This is a genomic window from Flavobacterium album (genome assembly GCF_003096035.1).
GTDB classification, from domain to species: Bacteria; Bacteroidota; Bacteroidia; order Flavobacteriales; family Flavobacteriaceae; genus Flavobacterium; species Flavobacterium album.
The window spans coordinates 3,454,311-3,471,797 of sequence record NZ_CP029186.1 but is presented as its reverse complement, the minus strand read 5'-3'; the positions used below and the strand labels follow the sequence as shown (position 1 = coordinate 3,471,797).

Here is a 17,487-nt window from a genome sequence, read left to right as displayed (position 1 = left end):
CCTGAAACTTTAAACCTGAGACTTTTTAATCCCCGTCAATATAACGTTTTGTTATCGGCTGGTAGCTGTCGATCCTCCTGTCACGAAGGAAAGGCCAGTGCGTGCGGTAATGATCGGTGGCCTGAGTGTCTAATTCTACAACCGTAGTTTCTTCGTTATCATGAGAAGCAAGGTACATAAGCTTGCCATGCGGATTGGCAACAAAGCTGCCACCCCAGAATTTCATAGCGCCATCCTGCTCAAAGCCTACACGGTTCACGCTCACAACGTGTACGCCATTGGCCACGGCATGCGAGCGCTGAATGGTTTGCCATGCATCGTATTGCTCTTTATTAGTCTCTTCATCCTGCGAGGTGGCCCACCCTATAGCAGTAGGGTAGAACATGATCTCGGCACCCATAAGCGCAGTGATGCGGCTTGCTTCCGGGTACCACTGGTCCCAGCAGATAAGCACGCCTATTTTGGCAAACTTGGTCTGGAACACTTTGTATCCCAGGTCGCCAGGAGTGAAATAGAATTTCTCGTAAAAGGCCGGGTCATCCGGGATGTGCATCTTGCGGTATTTACCAAGGTACTCTCCATCGGCATCAATAACCGCGGTAGTATTATGGTACAGGCCTTCGGCACGTTTCTCGAACAATGAGGCAATAATCACTACATTGAGTTCTTTCGCCACTTCGCTAAGCGCTGTGGTGGATGGGCCGGGAATAGATTCTGCCAGCTTGAAGTTCTCATAATCCTCTACATCGCAAAAATACAGCGAGGTGAACAATTCCTGGAGGCACACAATCTGCGCACCCTTTGCGGCGGCATTGCGCACTTCCCTAATCGCTTTTTCGAGGTTGGGCTGCTTTTCGGCAACACAGCTCATCTGTACTAATCCTACTTTTACTTTACTCATTTCAGTTGCATAAAATTGAGCGGCAAATTTAGGGAAAAAGTTTGGGATTTTTAGGGTGGCCGCTGTTACCCTTTTCTTAAATATACTATGCTTGAAATTGAAACCAAAAACCTTTTTTATAAAATAATCTAAACATGTAGGATAATACGGGGGGTATCGCTAAATTTATAATTCCAAAAAACATTATAAATTATGGATACCAATACGCGTTTTGAAAATATTTTTGTTGCCGAAAACCAAATCCCCGAAGAATTCCAACTGCCCGAATTACACCAGAAAGAATACCTGCTCAATGGCGAAATAGTTCATTGGGACGGGCCTGTAAACGAAGTATGGTCGCCTGTGTGCATCCCCGGTCCCGACGGGCTCAAACGGAAGCTTGTAGGTACTTATCCCGACACATCTCCGAAAGAAGCCATGCAGGCACTCGATGCTGCGCTTGCCGCCTATGATAACGGAATGGGGGAGTGGCCTTCCATGAGTGTTGAAAAGCGCATTGAGTGCATGCAGAATTTTGTCTACCTGATGATAAAACAGCGCTCACTTATCATTAAGCTGCTGATGTGGGAAATAGGCAAATCACTGGCCGATTCCACTAAAGAATTCGACCGTACTGTTGATTATATTAATGCTACTATAGATGCACTCAAAGACCTTGACCGTGAATCTTCACGCTTCCAGGAAGCAGAGGGTACCATTGCCCAAACCCGCCGCCTGCCGCTTGGCGTGGTGCTGAGTATGGGGCCTTTCAACTATCCGCTCAATGAGATATTTACCACGCTGATACCGGCCCTCATAATGGGCAACACCATATTGTTCAAGTTGCCGAAGCACGGTATCCTGGCCCACTATCCTTTGCTTGAAGCCTTTAAGGAAGCTTTCCCTAAAGGCGCTGTCAATACGCTTTACGGCAAAGGATCGGAAATCATCCCGCCATTAATGGAAAGCGGTAAGATCAATGTGCTGGCGTTTATTGGTTCCAGCAAAGTGGCTAACGGACTGAAAAAACAACACCCGAAAGTGAACAGGCTGCGTGCCATATTGAGCCTGGATGCCAAGAATGCTGCTATCGTGACCAATAATGCGGACCTCGATGTAGCAGTAAGCGAATGCATTGCAGGGTCTTTATCTTTTAATGGGCAACGCTGTACCGCACTCAAGCTGATCTTTGTGCAGGAAGGTGTGGCTGATGAATTTGTGAAGAAACTGAGTGAAGCTGTATCGGCCCTGAAGCCCGGCCTGCCTTGGGATAAGGATGTAAAAGTAACCCCGCTGCCCGAAGCAGACAAACCTGCTTACCTTAAAGAATGTATAGAAGATGCTGCGGCAAAAGGCGCTAAAGTAATGAATGAAGGCGGCGGCTACATGAATGTTTCTTTTGTTTTTCCTGCGGTTGTATATCCTGTAGATGACAGTATGAAGCTGTACCATGAAGAGCAGTTTGGCCCTGTGGTGCCGGTAGTACGTTTCAAATCCATCGAGGAGCCTATACAATACCAGGTCGATGCATCGCACGGTATGCAGGTGAGTATCTTTAGCAATGATGCGGCAGAAGTCGCCAGCCTTATCGACCCGTTTGTAGGCCTTGTCAGCAGGGTGAATATCAACTGCCAGGCACAGCGTGGCCCGGATGTTTTCCCGTTCACAGGAAGGAAAGACAGCGCCGAGGGTACACTATCGGTATTCGATGCGCTGCGTTCGTTCTCCATCAGGTCGCTTGTGGCTGCAAAAGTTACCGATGCCAATAAAGAGTTGCTTAATAAGATAGTGCGTGACCACGAATCGGGCTTTTTAAGTACTGATTATATTTTTTAATTTATTTGGGCGTGTCCCTTCGGGCCGTGCCATCCGCTGTATCCCCGCCGAAAAAGGCGGGGATGCCGCTCCTGTCCCTCACGCAAGCTTCACTCAGGTGGTTACTGTGCGCTCCGACCCGCAAGATTTTGAAAACTTTGTAGGTCTGATAATAAAAATGTGATTACGATTTTACGATAAGACCCCAAAGGTTTTCAAAACCTTTGGGGTCTTTATTATAGACTAGAGCCTCACATGCTGCTTTTCCGGCAGGTAAACCGTAAACAGCGCGCCGCCTCCCTCAGCCGGGGCTGCCTCTATATGGCCGTGGTGGTTCTGTACGATCTTTTTGCAGATGGCCAGCCCTATGCCGGTGCCTGTATATTCGCTTTTGCCGTGCAGCCTCTGGAAGATATGGAATATCCTTTCGGCATATTCCTGTTCAAATCCGATGCCATTATCCCTGAACTCAATCCTGTAATACCCTGCATTATCGTCGCTGTGGGTAAAACGGGCTTCGCCGGGAGGCAATAATGTTGCAGCTACACTGATAACCGGCGCCACACCGGGCCGCACATATTTGAGCGAGTTGGATATAAGGTTCCCGAAAAGCTGCGACATCTGTAAGGGGATCGCTTCAATAACGGGGAGGCCGTCACAATTTATAGTAGCGGAAGTTTGTGCTATGGTCAGTTCAAAGTCGGTAATGGTGTCGCGCGCAATATCCTCTAAATTAACAAAAGCAAAAAGGTCGTTATCCTTAGACAACTGCGAGTAGCTCAGTATATCGCGAATGAGATTGCTCATCCTGTCTGCAGAGTTGTTGATTTTTGTAAGGTAATTTTTCGGGCGTTCTTCAATCTGCCCCAGGCTTTCTTCCAACATTTTGGAGAAAATACTGATTTTTCGCACAGGCTCCTGCAAATCGTGCGAAGCGATGTAGGCAAACTGGTTAAGCTCCTCATTATTCTGCTGCAGTGCGTTATTGGCATCTGCCAGTTCGGCATTCGCGGCCCGCAGTTCTTCGGTACGCTCTTTTACTTCAAACTCAAGCTGCTGCTGTAGCTTGCGCTCTTTAGTAACATCCTGCGCGCTGCCGCTCAGGTACCTCGGATTGCCTTCCGTATCATACGAAACCTGTGCCTGTGCATGGATAATCCGCACCTGGCCTGTCTGGCGGTTAATAATAGGATGCTCATTTTCGTAAAGCCCGGATGAACCCGGTGCTATAGCCGCCTTTATCCTATGGTCTACCATCTCTACATAGTCTTCAGGTAGCGGGTTATAGGCTTCGTCAATACCTTTAGTATCTTCAGAGAATCCAAGCCAGTCCATAAACCTCTGGGAATAGCTGAAGGTGTTTTCTTTGATGTTGTATCTCCAGGTAGCCAGTTCAGCCAGTTCGATTGCGCCTCTTAGCGCAGCTTCGGCATTCTCTATTTTCTTTCTTGCCCGTATCTGCTGGGTCACATCCGTGGCGACGACAAGAATACGGTTCACCTTTTTATCGCTGGTATGCATTGGCTGATAGGCAAGGTCTACATAAATGGTTTCCAGTATATTATTGCGCACCAGTTCAACCGATACTTCTTTAGCGATATATGCCACCCCCGTAGCCATGACATTTTCAAGCAGCAAGTCAAAGCCCTGGCCTTTTATTTCTGGCAATGCATCAAGTAAGGGCTTCCCGATTATCTCATTCGGTTTCCTGCCCACAAGCTCGCCATAAAAAGTATTTGCCATGCTAAAGGTAAGCCCTTCTTTATCAATGATGGCGATTCCTACAGGCGATTCTTCAAATGAGTCGAGCAGCTGTTTGCGGCTTTCATCTATTTTTTGCTGGGTAATTACACGGTCGGTAACATCTACAGCCATATCCATAATGCCATATACTTTACCGTTGGCATCGAACAATGGTTTGTAGGTGTAATCAAAATAATAATCGGTTAAAACGCCATTCACCTCCAATTGGGCAAAGGCTTCAATTTCAGAGTGCGTTATCCCCGTAGCATAAATTCGGTCGAGGATATCCAGGAACGGCTGCCCTTTAAGTTCAGGTAAAGCTTCTGCCAGCGGTTTGCCCATCACAGATCTGTCTTTGCCCCAGTAATCTATCATGATCTGATTAGCTACCTCGATCCTCATATCAGGCCCGGTGAATAAGCAGGTAGCTACAGGCGCCTGCTCGATCATTGCCCTGAAGCGTTCTTCACTTTGCGTAAGCGCCTTCCTGCCTTCAATGATTTCATCAATATCCATGCAATACCCTGCATACCCTGCATAGCTTCCGTCTTCATTATAATAAGGGTCACCCGCGGCACGGCACCAGGCAACGTTTCCACTTACTTTCTGCAGCCTGAAAAGTATATCGTAATGTATTTGCTGTCCAACGGCTTCTTCGAATGTTGCGGCTACGCGTTTCCTGTCTTCCTCGATAATGGCGCTTATCCAGCCATCGTCCAGCAACTCAGGGAACGAAAAGCCCGTCCATTCAGAAAGTATCTTATTCACATAAGTCATCTTGCCGTTTGTATCCGAAAGCCAAAGGCCAACCGGCGAACTATTGGTCACATGACGGAACATTGCGTCGCTGTCACGCCTAAGGTTTTCTGCTTTTTCGAGGGCTATACGCTGGTTTTCAAGAACCGAAACATCGCTTACCGTACCCGAAAAAGAAACCAGATTGCCATCGGCATCAAAAGTATTGGCTCCGGTTACAACCATCCGGTGTACGGAGCCGTCATCCCATATTACACGTGGTGAATAGTAAAACTCATTGTTTCTTTTACCTTCTTCAAGGGCTTTTGCCCTGTCGGCAAGATCGTCAGGATGAATATATTTAATGAAATCCTTTCGTGATATCACGTGCTTATTGATGTCGCCTGTAAGAATATAGGCAAACATAGGGGAGTAGTTAATCTCGCCTGTAATGAGGTCTACCCTGAACAGCCCCATACCGGCGCTTTTTATGGCAATATCGGCCAGCTGGTGGGCTTCCGCTACTTCTTCCTGTGCGCGGCGGTTTTCGCTGATGTCCTGTAATGTCCCGTTAAAGCGGTAGGCAACATCGTCTTCGTTAAACCACGCACGCCCTTTTGCTTTTACCAGGCGCTCGGCTTTCGTTTTTGGATTTACTATGGTATATTCAATATTATATTTTCCACCCGAATCATGCTCAAGAGCCCGTTGAATAGCGGCGACCACCCGTTCGCGGTCTTTTTCGGCAATTATATTGGTGGCCGACTCCAAAGGTATTTCGTCATGAGGCTTTAGCCCGAACCATTCTTTCAGCCTTTTATTTCCTGTAAATTTTCCCGTAGCCGGGTTCAGGTCCCAGGTACCCAGCTCGGTAGCATCAATGGCAAATTCGAGCTGGTCTTTACTTTCTTCTAAATGGCGGATGTTAATGATCTTGTCGGTAGTTTCGGTACAGATTACCAATACGCCCTCAATATTTCCTGTGTCGTCCATCACGGCACTGTAGCTGAAGGTCCAGTAAACATCCTCCATACGCCCATTACGGTGTATGGGTAGCAGGAGGTCCTCATGCCAGGCGCTAATGCCGTTTTCGCGTACATTTTGTATCAGCGGGAAAATAGTGTCCCATATTTCGGGCCAGCATTCAATCCCTCTCTGCCCCAGGGCATGCGGATGTTTGCCGTTATCGCCAAGGCTCGGGCGGTAGGCATCGTTATAGAACTGTATATGCTCGCTGCCCCAGAAAAGGAACATGGGGAATTTGGAAGAGAGTATCATACCCACAGTATTCCTGAGGCTTACAGGCCATTGGGAAACAGGACCCACAGGTGTAGAGGCCCAGTCGAAACTGCGTGTAAGTTCTCCCATTTCCCCGCCTCCCTGCAGGAACGGATAATTATAATTCTTTTCCAAAATCTATATGGTGGTGTAACTGTCGGTAATTAATATATCTAAAATAACGAATTATTTTATGCTTTAGGGTATAAGATATAAAAAGATGCCAAAGAAATGCAGCGTGCTGCCTCCAAGTACAAAAATGTGCCAGATGGTATGGTTGTAAGGTATTTTTTCTTTTGCGTAAAAATAAATGCCGAATGTATAGCACAATCCACCGCCTAAAAGATAGAACAGTGCACCTGCAGAAAGATTCTCTATAAGCGGCTTTATGGCGATAATGATAAGCCATCCCATAAGCGCATACAGCGATAGCGACAGTTTTTCCGACCTGCGCAGCGGCGAGAATTTAAAGATGAACCCTGCTATGGCAAACGCCCATATTATACCGAATATCGTCCATCCCCAGGCGCCTTTAAGCCCAAGCAGCGCGATAGGGGTATACGTCCCTGCTATAAGCACATAAATGCACAGGTGGTCTATCCGTTGGAAAAAGCGTTTCCAGCGCAAGGTAGCAACGTAGTGGTAGATGGTAGAGGCAGAGTAAAGCAGCATGAGGCTTGTGCCGAAAACAATCGCGGCCGCAATGTGCATCGCACTGCCGTTAAAAGCAGCATAAGTAACCAGGGCAATAAAGGCGGCAACCGAAAGCACGGCCCCCGTACCATGGGTTACAACATTCCAGAATTCTTCGCTTTTCCTGTTCTTCTTCGGCATGGCAAAATCTTTCTTGCAAAGGTACGGAAAGGCAGGATTTCTTCTCATAAGCGAATTATAAAATCATTCTTACCGCAACAAAAATTTTGTGATTTTAGAGCGTGATCGCTAAAATTCTTTATCGAAAGGCGGTTTTATATTGCAACGGCATTCCATATTGCCGGAAAGGCTAAATTGCCTGGGGAGCATTGTATCCATCAACTGAAATAATAATTCCAGTTGCTGTCGTAATTTTTATCAAAATTCTCTTTACTGTCGAGGAAAACACCGAAAGACTCCTTTTCAAAATACCCGAATTCATCATACTTTTCTAAAATATCAAAATAAGCGGCGGCCCATCTTTGCATCTCTGCACTGTCTTCATATTCCCGAACCTGCTTATCTGTATACACGAAAAACGTCACACCTGTGAATTTAGGTATGATCTCCCAGATGACGTTATTACCGAGCTTTTGCTTTAGCGCAGCAACCTCTTGCGGCAATACGCTTTCGTTAAATTCCATCTGAGCCACGGGCTTGAAAGCAGAAAAGTAAACAAAAAGGCTATCAGCGCTGTAAGCATCTAAAGGGTACGATGATGAACTGCAGTTATCGCCGCGCATACTGCCTGACTCTATCATTTCCCTGAATTTTTCAGCCACAATATTTTGCTTCTCCCTGTCGAAATTCAGCATCGCATCTTTAAATAGTAGGGCTTCCTTTTCCAGCTCGAGGCAAATTTGTAAACGCGGGGTTGCACCATCATCAATAAGGTCATAAATAATGTTTACAGGCTTTACGCAAAATTTTTCGTTTATATAATCAGCAAGCTCTATGAAATCGAAATTCATTGTGGCTTTGCCAAGCATTACCTGCTTTGTTGCGATATACTCTTCATCGAACGGAAATATCATGAATATGGAGATTGATGCTGTAAATATAGCAATTGCAAATTTTCTTTTTCGTTTCGGCTGACTCTCACCATAAAAAAAGCCGCGGATCATAAAATTTATAATCCGCGGCGGTGTTAAAAAAGATACAATTATGGTGTAACGTTTCCTTCAATCGAATCGTCGAGGGTTTGCCCAATTATGGAACCTACAATCCTTTTGGCAAAGGCAACAAAGATGGCGTGTTTGGTATCCCAGTAATAGCCATCGGAAGGCGTGAATTTTATAACGGTGATCCTTGGGTCATCTATGCCCTCGGTGAACCACGTTTTCATGGTCGGGTCCCACAGCTCTTTGATCTTTTCTTTATCAGTGCTAATGGTTGCCTTTCCATAGAGTGTCAGGAAATCGCTGTAGGATGATCCCTGAAACAGCATTTGTACAGCAGGGTCGGCAGCGATCTCCGCATTTTTGTGGCTGTCGTTGGCACTCAGGAACCAGAAGTTCCCGTTATCATCAATTTTCTCGGCTGACATCGGCCTTGTAGAGAATGCCTGGCCGCTCACGATCTTTGTACAGAAAAAGCATGAGCCTGCTTTTTTGGCGAGCTCTTTGATCTTTTCCAGGCCTTCAGGTCCCGCAAGGTCCTTAAAATTATCTTCCGGCTGGTTTTGGTTTATTGAATCCATAGTAATGTTTTTTAGTTTTTATAAATTTAGTGCAACATTTCGGGATTTTTATTTAGACAATTATTAAAGTTTTGTTTAATTTTCCATTAATTTTTAATTAACTAAAGATGAATGTAAGAGAAATCAACATGCACGGAATATTATTATCTTTGCGCCATGCCATTTGACTATATACAAATCGAAAGGGTTGAAAAACTCACAAAGAAAGAATTTATAGAGAACTACTATAAACCTCAAAAACCGGTGGTAATTACCAACCAAATCGAGGACTGGCCTGCGTTTACCAAATGGAATTTTGATTTTCTTCGTGAAGTGGCCGGCGACAAGACAGTGCCGCTATATGACAACCGGAAGACCGACTATACCAAGAAGGTGAACGAGCCCGATTTTACCATGAGCATGTCGGAATACATAGACATACTGGAAAAAGGCCCAACACACCTGCGTATTTTCCTTTATAACCTGATGAAGGATGTGCCTTCGATGAAACAGGATATGAGATGGCCTAAGCTTGGGCTGCGACTGATAAAAAGCCTGCCGCTCGTGTTCTTCGGCGGGCAGGGCGCCAAGGTGTTCATGCATTATGACATTGACTTCCCGAATATATTCCATATTCATTTTGCCGGCGAAAAGCAATGTGTGCTGGTCGACCCAAAAGAGACCAAGTACATGTACCGCCTGCCATATTCCTGGATATGCAACGAGGATATCGATTTTGACAATCCCGACTTCGAAAAGTTCCCTGCACTAAAAATGGTAAAACCGTATATCACGAACCTTAAGCATGGCGAAATGCTCTACATGCCCGAAGGATGGTGGCACTACATGAAATACCTTACGCCGGGGTTCTCTTTAAGCCTTCGCTCACTGGCAGGAAGGCCGGGCAACCTGATGAAAGGGCTGGCCAACGTAACCTTCAACCGCCTTTATGACAACTGGATGCGTAAGCGCAAAGGGCAGGCGTGGCTGGATTATAAGGATGAGGAGTCAATCCGCAGAACAAATGCGGAGCTGGAGAAAAGATAGCAGTTACTATTGATTATATATGGCCGTTGCAATGCAATGGCTTTTTTATTTTATTGAGACGTTGCAATGCAACGCCTCTACACCGGAATTATCATGGCTGAAAACTGAGACCTGCCTATGCCCGCAGACAAGCTGTGATTGAAAACTGCGACTGTGTCTAAAAACTACCCATCGTACATATCCATACTCAGGCGGGTTTCCTCCAGGTCGAGCTCACGCTCTATCTTGCGGAGCACTTCTTCACTGGTGCCCCCTTTGCGGTGCAGCTGCTCAATCTTTTGACGTTCAACATTGATAAGGTCGATCTGCAATTGGGTAAATTCATTAAAGATATTGGTGGGCAGCGTTTCGCCCTTTCCAAAGAAATTCGCAGGCAGCTCTGTTTTTTGCAGTCGGTTGAACTTTACTTCATACTTGCTTTTAATGTTGTGCAGCAACTCGTCCTGCAACAGCGACAGGTTCTCTTCGATATGGGCAATGGTTTGCGATACCACAAGGTTGCGCACCTCGTATTCCTCTGCAAAAATGGAGTAGGGTTGGATCTTCATTTTTTTTATGATCCAGGGCAGCGTAAGCCCAAGCCCAACCAGCGTGGATAATATTACACAGAACGTGAGGTAGATGATGAGGCTGCGGTGCGGGAACGGTGATCCGTCGGGCAGTGCAAGCGGTAAGGCAAGCGCAGCGGCCATAGATACCACGCCGCGCATGCCTCCCCAACCGAATACCACAAGGTTGCGGGGGTCGAAGGGTTCGTTCTTCTTTATTTTTTTGCTCAGCATGCGCGGTAGCATGGCAGCGGGAACAACCCAGATAAACCGCACCACCACGACTACAAAACTCACTGCAGCTCCCCACAAGATGAGCTCCCCTGTAGAATAACCGTCTATTCCGTCCATGATCTGGCGCAGCTGGAGTCCGATAAGGATAAAAATAAGCCCGTTGAGTATATATACCGATACATCCCATACTGTACTGGCCATGATGCGGCTCTGGTGCGTGAGAATCTGCCCTGACCGGAAGGATAAGTACAGCCCCGTACTGACCACAGCAAGCACGCCCGAAAAATGGAAATGCTCTGCAAGAAGGTAGGCCGCAAACGGTGTAAGGAACGTGAGGGTAACCTCAACGATCGGGTCGCAGACGAATTTTTTGTGGACAAGGTACATGATATAACCCAGAGCAAGCCCGATGGCTATTCCGGCGATGATCATCACAAAAAAGTTGACACTGGCTTCCCAAATGATGAAATTGCCCGCCGTAATAGCGGTAAGCGCATATTTGTAGGCTACAAGGCCGCTGGCATCGTTTACCAGGCTTTCGCCTTCAAGGATCGTAATAACGCGGGGACTTAGCCCCAAGCCTTTGGTAATAGATGTTGCTGCAACGGCATCGGGAGGCGAAACGATGGCTCCGATAAGGAATGCCAAAGGCCAGCTGAGACCTTCAATAAGCTCATGGGCAGCCACAGCTACGGCGAAGGTTGTAAAAAAAACGAGCCCGATCGCAGCCAGGCTTATTGGCCTGATAGCGCCTTTAAAATCATGCCAGCTGGTATTCCAGGCGGCATAATACAACAGAGGCGGCAAAAAGATGATAAAGACTACTTCCGGGCTAAGGGTAATTGCCGGCAGCCCGGGCACAACGCTTATGACGATCCCGCAGAGCACCAGCACTATAGGGAAGGGGAATTTATACTTATTGCTGAGGATGCCCAGGAACACCATCCCGAACAGCATCATTACAATTATACCTGTGTTTTCCATAGCGGAAATATACGAAGTCTTTTCAAAATTTTCAATCCTGTATAGGGCCGTGAAAGCGTTTTCTTTATTTGCCCGATAACGTTGTCAGGGTTAACGGAATTTACTAATTTAGTGACCTGATGCAGTACCAATGCGCTACGTGCAGTACTGCTATTAACATTGTCGGAATAATCTTAAATCCTTCTGGCATACTTTAATGTACATGGAAAAATCCCCTGAAAAAATAAACCTGAATTTCATGTCCGGCGGAGGCGAAGCGGGAGCGCTCGTACGCTCTTTCGACTGGTCGAAAACATCTCTTGGCACACCTGAAACCTGGCCTTCGAGCCTTCGTACATCGCTCGGTATACTGCTCCATTCGGCTCTGCCTATGGTACTTTTCTGGGGAGAGGACTATATCTGCTTTTATAACGATGCCTTCAGGCCAAGCCTTGGTATTGACGGGAAGCACCCGGGCATCGGTAAAAAAGGGAAGGAGCTGTGGGCCGATGTATGGGATTTTGCGGGTCCGCTTTTCGAACAGGTACTTACTACGGGGGAGCCTGTTTGGTTTGATGACCAGCTGGTGCCTTTTTACAGGAACGGGCGGATGGAAAACATCTACTGGAATTCCAGCTACAGCCCGATATACGATGACGATGGTAATATAAACGGCGTTTTTGTGGCCTGCAATGAAACAACCGAGAAGGTACAAACCGCAAAAAAACTCACCGAATCCGAAAAGCATTTTGAAACGCTCATCCGTGAGGCTGCCGTTGGCATTATCATTCTTACCGGAGATGACCATATCATTGAAATGGTGAATGATGCCTACCTGAACCTTACAGGGCAATATCAGGAACAAATGACAGGGAAGCCCCTGTTTGAAGTTATGCCCGATGCCGATCCTTATTTCAGGGATATAATGGACAATGTGAGGTCGTCCGGGAAACCGTATTACCTTAACAATTACAAGTATACTTTGGTAGTCGACGGCATTGAAAAAGACGTATTTCTGAATATCATCTACCAGCCGTTTACGAATGCCGATGGGGAGATAGGCGGTGTAATGGTGCTTTGTCATGATGTTACCCAAAACCTTATAGCCCAAAAGCGGATGGAAGAAAGCGAGCAGCGCCTTCTTTCTGTAGTTGAAAGCGCTCCGTTCCCGATAGGTGTCTATGCCGGTCGCGAGATGCGGATCGTTATGGCCAACCGTTCCATCATGGAGGTATGGGGAAAAGGGAACGACATAATAGGCAAAACATATGCTGAAGTATTGCCCGAACTGGAAGGCACGGGGATCTACGGGCAACTGGATGGCGTTTATACTACAGGCATACCTTTCCATGCCAGGAACCAACGGGTAGACCTGGTAGTAGACGGCAGGCTGCAGCCTTTCTTTTTCAATTACAGCTTCACACCTTTATATAATGCCGATGGTACGATATATGGCGTAATGAACACCGCTGCCGAGGTGACCGACCTTAACCTGGCTAAACAAAAAGTAGAGCAGAGTGAAAGGAATTTCAGGAATATCATACTGCAGTCGCCGGTAGCCATGTGCCTGATGCTCGGGCCGGAGCATATAGTGGAAATTGCTAATGAAGCGATGATAGACCTTTGGGGTAAAGCGCCTGAAGAAGTGCTGTACAAGCCTATTTTTGAAGGGCTTCCCGATGTCCGTGACCAGGGGCTTGAACAGTTGCTTGACGAGGTATTCGCTACGGGGAAAACATTCAATGCCAATGAAATGCCTGTAAGCCTCATAAGGTTTGGCAAAACGGAAACAGTATACCAGAATTTTGTATACGAACCATACCGGGATGCCGACGGGTCTATACTCGGGATACTTGCGATTACTGTAGATGTATCGGCCCAGGTGCTGGCAAGGCACGAAATAGAGGATATCGTTACACAACGCACCCGCGAACTGGAAATAGCCAATAATGACCTACGCAGATCTAACGGGGAGCTGGCACAATTCGCCTACATTGCCTCACACGACCTACAGGAGCCTTTGCGTAAAATAAGCACGTTCGCACAAATGATTGAGTCGCGGTCGGGGAATAACCTTGATAGCCAGTCCCGTAATTATTTTGATAAGATAAAGAATTCCGCCAACCGGATGCAGACGCTGATACGCGATGTACTGACCTACTCTGAGTTAGTGAAGGATTCGGAAATATTCACGCCTACTGACCTGAACGAAGTGCTGAAAGATGTTATAACTGATTTCGAACTGCTCATCGAACAAAAAGGCGCCCTGATCACATTTGAAGACCTGCCGGTGATTGAAGCCATTCCGTTGCAGATGTCACAGCTCTTTGGCAACCTTATCAGCAATTCCCTCAAATTCGCACGTACCGATATACAGCCGACAATAAACATATCAGCAACTGTTATGACGGCAGCCGAAAAAGCGAAGAATGATTTCCAGCAAGAAGTATATTATAAAATAACCTTCAGGGATAATGGCATTGGTTTCCGTGAAGAATATGCCGACAAGATATTCAACATCTTTCAGAGGCTGCACGGAAAATCAGAATATGAAGGTACAGGGATTGGATTGGCTATGTGCAGGAAAATTGCCGTAAACCATAACGGCGGGCTAAATGCACACGGAAGCTCTGAAAATGGCGCGGTATTCAACCTGCTCATCCCTGAGAAGCACATCAGCAAGCCTTTGTAACAATTACTTTCTTCCCGGCTGCAGTAAGCCATCCAAGAATTTGATTGTATGTAATTACCCTGGCAGAGAACAGCTTTTAAAAACTAAAAGGCTTTTTATTGGTACAAGTTTCTAAATATTCTCCGTAATATCCCTGAAGCCTGTTTCATTGTCGATACCCATTTTCTTGCGGAGGCGGTAGCGGCTGTTCTTCATGGAGTCGTAAGAAATGCCAAGCAGGTCGGCGGCTTCTTTAAGGCTGATATTAAGCTTGCTGAACGCGAGTATGCGCTCATCGGCATCGGTAATGTCGGGATATTTCTGGCGCATCTTTATAAAAAATCCGGGATACACCTTATCAAACAGCCTTTTGTATTCGGCCCAATCCTCTCGGGTGAGTATCCTGCTGTTGGACAGCTTGCTAAGCGCGGTATCGTCTGCTTTTCCCGATTCGGTTAACTGTTTCTCCAGGTCATCGATGAGGTGGCTTTTTTCGACTAAGCTTTGTGTGTACCGGTCAAGCATTTCCTTGTTGGCCTGTATTTCAAGCCCGGCTTTTTGCAGCGCCATATCGGCAGCTTCTTTCTTAAAAAGCAGCGCCCTGTTTTTTGCCGTATAAAAACGGTAAAACAGGAACAGGGACAGCGCGAGCAATACCGCCACCACAATTACGGCATTGCGCATCAGGTGGGCATTTTCCAGCGAAAGCGCCGCTTCCTTAAGCTGGCGTCCCTTGCGCTCGCTCTGGTATTTTACCTCTATCTCCTCAAACTTTCGCAGCGTCTCGGCATTCAGCAGGCTGTCGTTTAGCTTCTGGAAATCTGCCGGGTAAGCATAAGCCTGTTTAAAATCGCCGCGTGCCGCATAAATTTTCTGGCCCAGGCCTTTCAGCAATACCATGATCTGGTAATCCTTGGCAGGGTCGGCCGCGAGGAGCTTCTCGGCCTCTTTCAGGTGGTAAAGGCTTTGTTTCCCGTCGTTTTCCTCATGATAATATTCTCCCAGCGCATAATGGATACCTTCCTGCTCATAAAGCGATACCCTTTCGGTTTGCATCACATTATAGGCATTCAAAAGGTTTGTGTAATACTTTTGCCTGTTGCCCAGGTCCTTGTATGCATAGGCTATATTGCCGTACACACCGCATTTTTGTCCCTTCATGCCGATCTTATCAAACAGCGCCAACGCATTCTCATAAGCGTTCACGGCTTTTTCCTGATAGCTGCGCTGCCTGCTGTCCTTACCATAATTGTTGGACAGGTCGCCATAATTATTATAGGCCACAGCCAGCGATCGTAATGCATCAGTATCGGAAGACGGGTTTTCTTTTAATATTGCGATGGCTTTAGAGGCATACTCCATGCCTTTTTTTGTATTGGGCAGGTTTTTTGGATCATACATCTTAATATAAAGCACCGACAGGTTATTGAGCAGTGCCGATTCCTCTCCTTTAAGCTTATGCTTTATACTTATGTCGAGGCCTTCGAGGTAAAGCGACAGGGCTTTTTTATAATCATTGGTAAGAAGGAATACATCCCCCAGAAAACGCCTTGCACGGGCGCTGTGGATGTGGCTGTCCTTGTGGCGCGAATCTTTTTCATGCTTAATTGATTCGTTAAAGAAGGTGCGTGCTTCATCGGTATTCCGGGCCTCATACATAGATATGCCGGCAGCCAGCGCTGCGGCGGCAACGTTGCGGTGATCATTTGTATCTTCGGCATCGTCAAGCAGCTGTTTATATGCCTCCATGATCGCGGCCTTTCCTTTGCTTGTTGTGTCCCCCTCATATTTTTTAGCCTGCAGTTCCAGTTCGCGCAGCAAAGCATCATTTTTGGTACCGGCCTGGCATAAGCCCGCAGCAGGAATCCAGAGAAAGCAAAGAATAAAAAAACAGGACCTTACAATATCGCTCATTTTAATAGTTGTGCTTAAGCCTGACGGCGAATTTAATAAATATAAAATTAAATCAAAGGCTTATGGGGTGGATGTTTAATTTGCTTTAAATCATGGATTTATCACATTGATTACCGAATTGCTCACCATGTTTTTCAGGTGTTTTGAACTGGCAAAAGTACATTTGCCCTATCAATTTTAACCTAAAGCAAAATGAAAAAAATTACATTTCTCGTGGCAGCAGCCATTTTACTCGTAAGCCAAAATGCCCTTTCGCAGGCAAAGATACAGGCAGTGCACAATTCGCCCGATGCGGCTTTAAGCCACATTGATATTTACATGGGCGATATCAGGATCATCGACGATATGGGATTCCGTGAGGCGACACCTTTCCTGGAATTGCCGGCAGGAATTCCCCTAACGTTTACCATTGCGCCCGGCAACAGTACCTCTGTAGCAGATGGCTTTTACAGCATGACTGAAACATTCAACGGTACTTATGTAATTGTAGCCAATGGCATTCACAGCCAGACAGGTTATTCACCTGCGCCACCATTTCAGCTGAATGTTTTTTATGGTGCATTCGCTAACGACTATATGCCCGGCTATGCAGGTATTTTGATGAACCAGGGCTGCACAGATTCAGGCAATATCAACATTTCGGAAACCAGTATTCCGCTTGGGGTCTTTATATACGATATGCCTTATCCCGTTTTTACGGCAGGATACCATAGCATGCCTGTAATGGATTACGTAATCCAGGCAAGTACTACTACTGGCAATGTAGTATTATGCTCTTATGAAGTGCCACTTGCTACTATGGGCATGGACAATAAAGCAGCTCTTATTCTCTCCAGCGGATTTGCCCATCCGGAGAACAACAGTAATGGGCCCGCGTTCGGGTTATTCATGGTGAGCACCCTGGGCGGCAGCTTTATCCCGCTACAGTCAACAATGGGCAGGGAGGCCTACGGGACAGCTGCTATAAATGCTTATCCTAACCCTGCATCGGGCATAGTAATGCTTGATGTACCTGCCGGTACAGCGGTAGAGGGAAGCCTGTATGATATGTCGGGAAGGGAAGTGCTGCCTGTGTTAGGAAATAAACTTGATGTGTCTGGCCTGGCAAATGGGATATTTATGCTCAACGCAACCGCTGACGGAAAATCTTTTGTAAAAAAGATCATAGTAAATCATTAACCAGCTTTAGTGATGTTTTTAATTTTTTGGGGGTAAAACGGGCTTATGGCCCGTTTTTGTTTTCGGGTATAGAAATAAATACTTATCTATGTATGCCTTTAAACATACA

General features: G+C 46.4%; 11 protein-coding genes. 4 read left to right on the top strand and 7 right to left on the bottom strand.

The window, feature by feature from the left end:
- Nucleotides 1-25: 25 nt before the first annotated feature.
- Complete coding sequence (locus HYN59_RS15650) at nucleotides 26-901, bottom strand: carbon-nitrogen hydrolase (protein WP_108779176.1); 876 nt, start codon at nucleotides 899-901, stop codon at nucleotides 26-28.
- Between the two features lie 192 nt (nucleotides 902-1,093).
- On the opposite strand from HYN59_RS15650, the gene HYN59_RS15645 reads away from it, so the two are divergent.
- On the top strand, nucleotides 1,094-2,716 hold the full coding sequence (locus tag HYN59_RS15645) for an NADP-dependent glyceraldehyde-3-phosphate dehydrogenase (RefSeq protein WP_108779175.1): 1,623 nt from the start codon (nucleotides 1,094-1,096) through the stop codon (nucleotides 2,714-2,716).
- 222 nt (nucleotides 2,717-2,938) lie between these two features.
- On the opposite strand, the gene HYN59_RS15640 is transcribed toward HYN59_RS15645, so the two are convergent.
- The 4 genes from HYN59_RS15640 to HYN59_RS15625 all read right to left on the bottom strand — a co-directional run bounded on the left by HYN59_RS15640 (nucleotide 2,939) and on the right by HYN59_RS15625 (nucleotide 8,843).
- Nucleotides 2,939-6,586 (bottom strand): PAS domain S-box protein, encoded by a 3,648-nt coding sequence (locus tag HYN59_RS15640; RefSeq protein WP_108779174.1) that lies wholly within the window; start codon nucleotides 6,584-6,586, stop codon nucleotides 2,939-2,941.
- A 63-nt stretch (nucleotides 6,587-6,649) separates the two neighbouring features.
- Nucleotides 6,650-7,333: a PAQR family membrane homeostasis protein TrhA gene (gene trhA, locus HYN59_RS15635; protein ID WP_108779173.1), complete on the bottom strand. Its 684-nt coding sequence runs from the start codon at nucleotides 7,331-7,333 to the stop codon at nucleotides 6,650-6,652.
- 149 nt (nucleotides 7,334-7,482) lie between these two features.
- Complete coding sequence (locus tag HYN59_RS15630) at nucleotides 7,483-8,178, bottom strand: hypothetical protein (protein WP_146185964.1); 696 nt, start codon at nucleotides 8,176-8,178, stop codon at nucleotides 7,483-7,485.
- 128 nt (nucleotides 8,179-8,306) lie between these two features.
- Nucleotides 8,307-8,843 carry a pyridoxamine 5'-phosphate oxidase family protein gene (locus tag HYN59_RS15625; RefSeq protein WP_108779171.1) on the bottom strand — a complete coding sequence of 179 codons (537 nt, stop codon included), beginning with the start codon at nucleotides 8,841-8,843 and terminating at the stop codon, nucleotides 8,307-8,309.
- 156 nt (nucleotides 8,844-8,999) lie between these two features.
- Here HYN59_RS15625 and HYN59_RS15620 point away from each other — a divergent pair, with 156 nt between their 5' ends.
- Nucleotides 9,000-9,869: a cupin-like domain-containing protein gene (locus HYN59_RS15620; protein WP_108779170.1), complete on the top strand. Its 870-nt coding sequence runs from the start codon at nucleotides 9,000-9,002 to the stop codon at nucleotides 9,867-9,869.
- Between the two features lie 164 nt (nucleotides 9,870-10,033).
- On the opposite strand, the gene HYN59_RS15615 is transcribed toward HYN59_RS15620, so the two are convergent.
- On the bottom strand, nucleotides 10,034-11,635 hold the full coding sequence (locus HYN59_RS15615) for a Na+/H+ antiporter (RefSeq protein ID WP_108779169.1): 1,602 nt from the start codon (nucleotides 11,633-11,635) through the stop codon (nucleotides 10,034-10,036).
- A 202-nt stretch (nucleotides 11,636-11,837) separates the two neighbouring features.
- On the opposite strand from HYN59_RS15615, the gene HYN59_RS15610 reads away from it, so the two are divergent.
- Nucleotides 11,838-14,306: a PAS domain-containing protein gene (locus HYN59_RS15610; protein WP_181369462.1), complete on the top strand. Its 2,469-nt coding sequence runs from the start codon at nucleotides 11,838-11,840 to the stop codon at nucleotides 14,304-14,306.
- Nucleotides 14,307-14,417: 111 nt separating this feature from the next.
- Here HYN59_RS15610 and HYN59_RS15605 read toward each other — a convergent pair whose 3' ends face one another.
- A complete protein-coding gene (locus HYN59_RS15605) occupies nucleotides 14,418-16,199 on the bottom strand; it encodes a helix-turn-helix transcriptional regulator (protein ID WP_108779167.1) in 1,782 nt (593 codons plus the stop codon).
- A 192-nt stretch (nucleotides 16,200-16,391) separates the two neighbouring features.
- Here HYN59_RS15605 and HYN59_RS15600 point away from each other — a divergent pair, with 192 nt between their 5' ends.
- Nucleotides 16,392-17,378, top strand: a complete 987-nt coding sequence (locus tag HYN59_RS15600) for a T9SS type A sorting domain-containing protein (RefSeq protein WP_108779166.1) — start codon at nucleotides 16,392-16,394, stop codon at nucleotides 17,376-17,378.
- Nucleotides 17,379-17,487 lie beyond the last annotated feature (109 nt).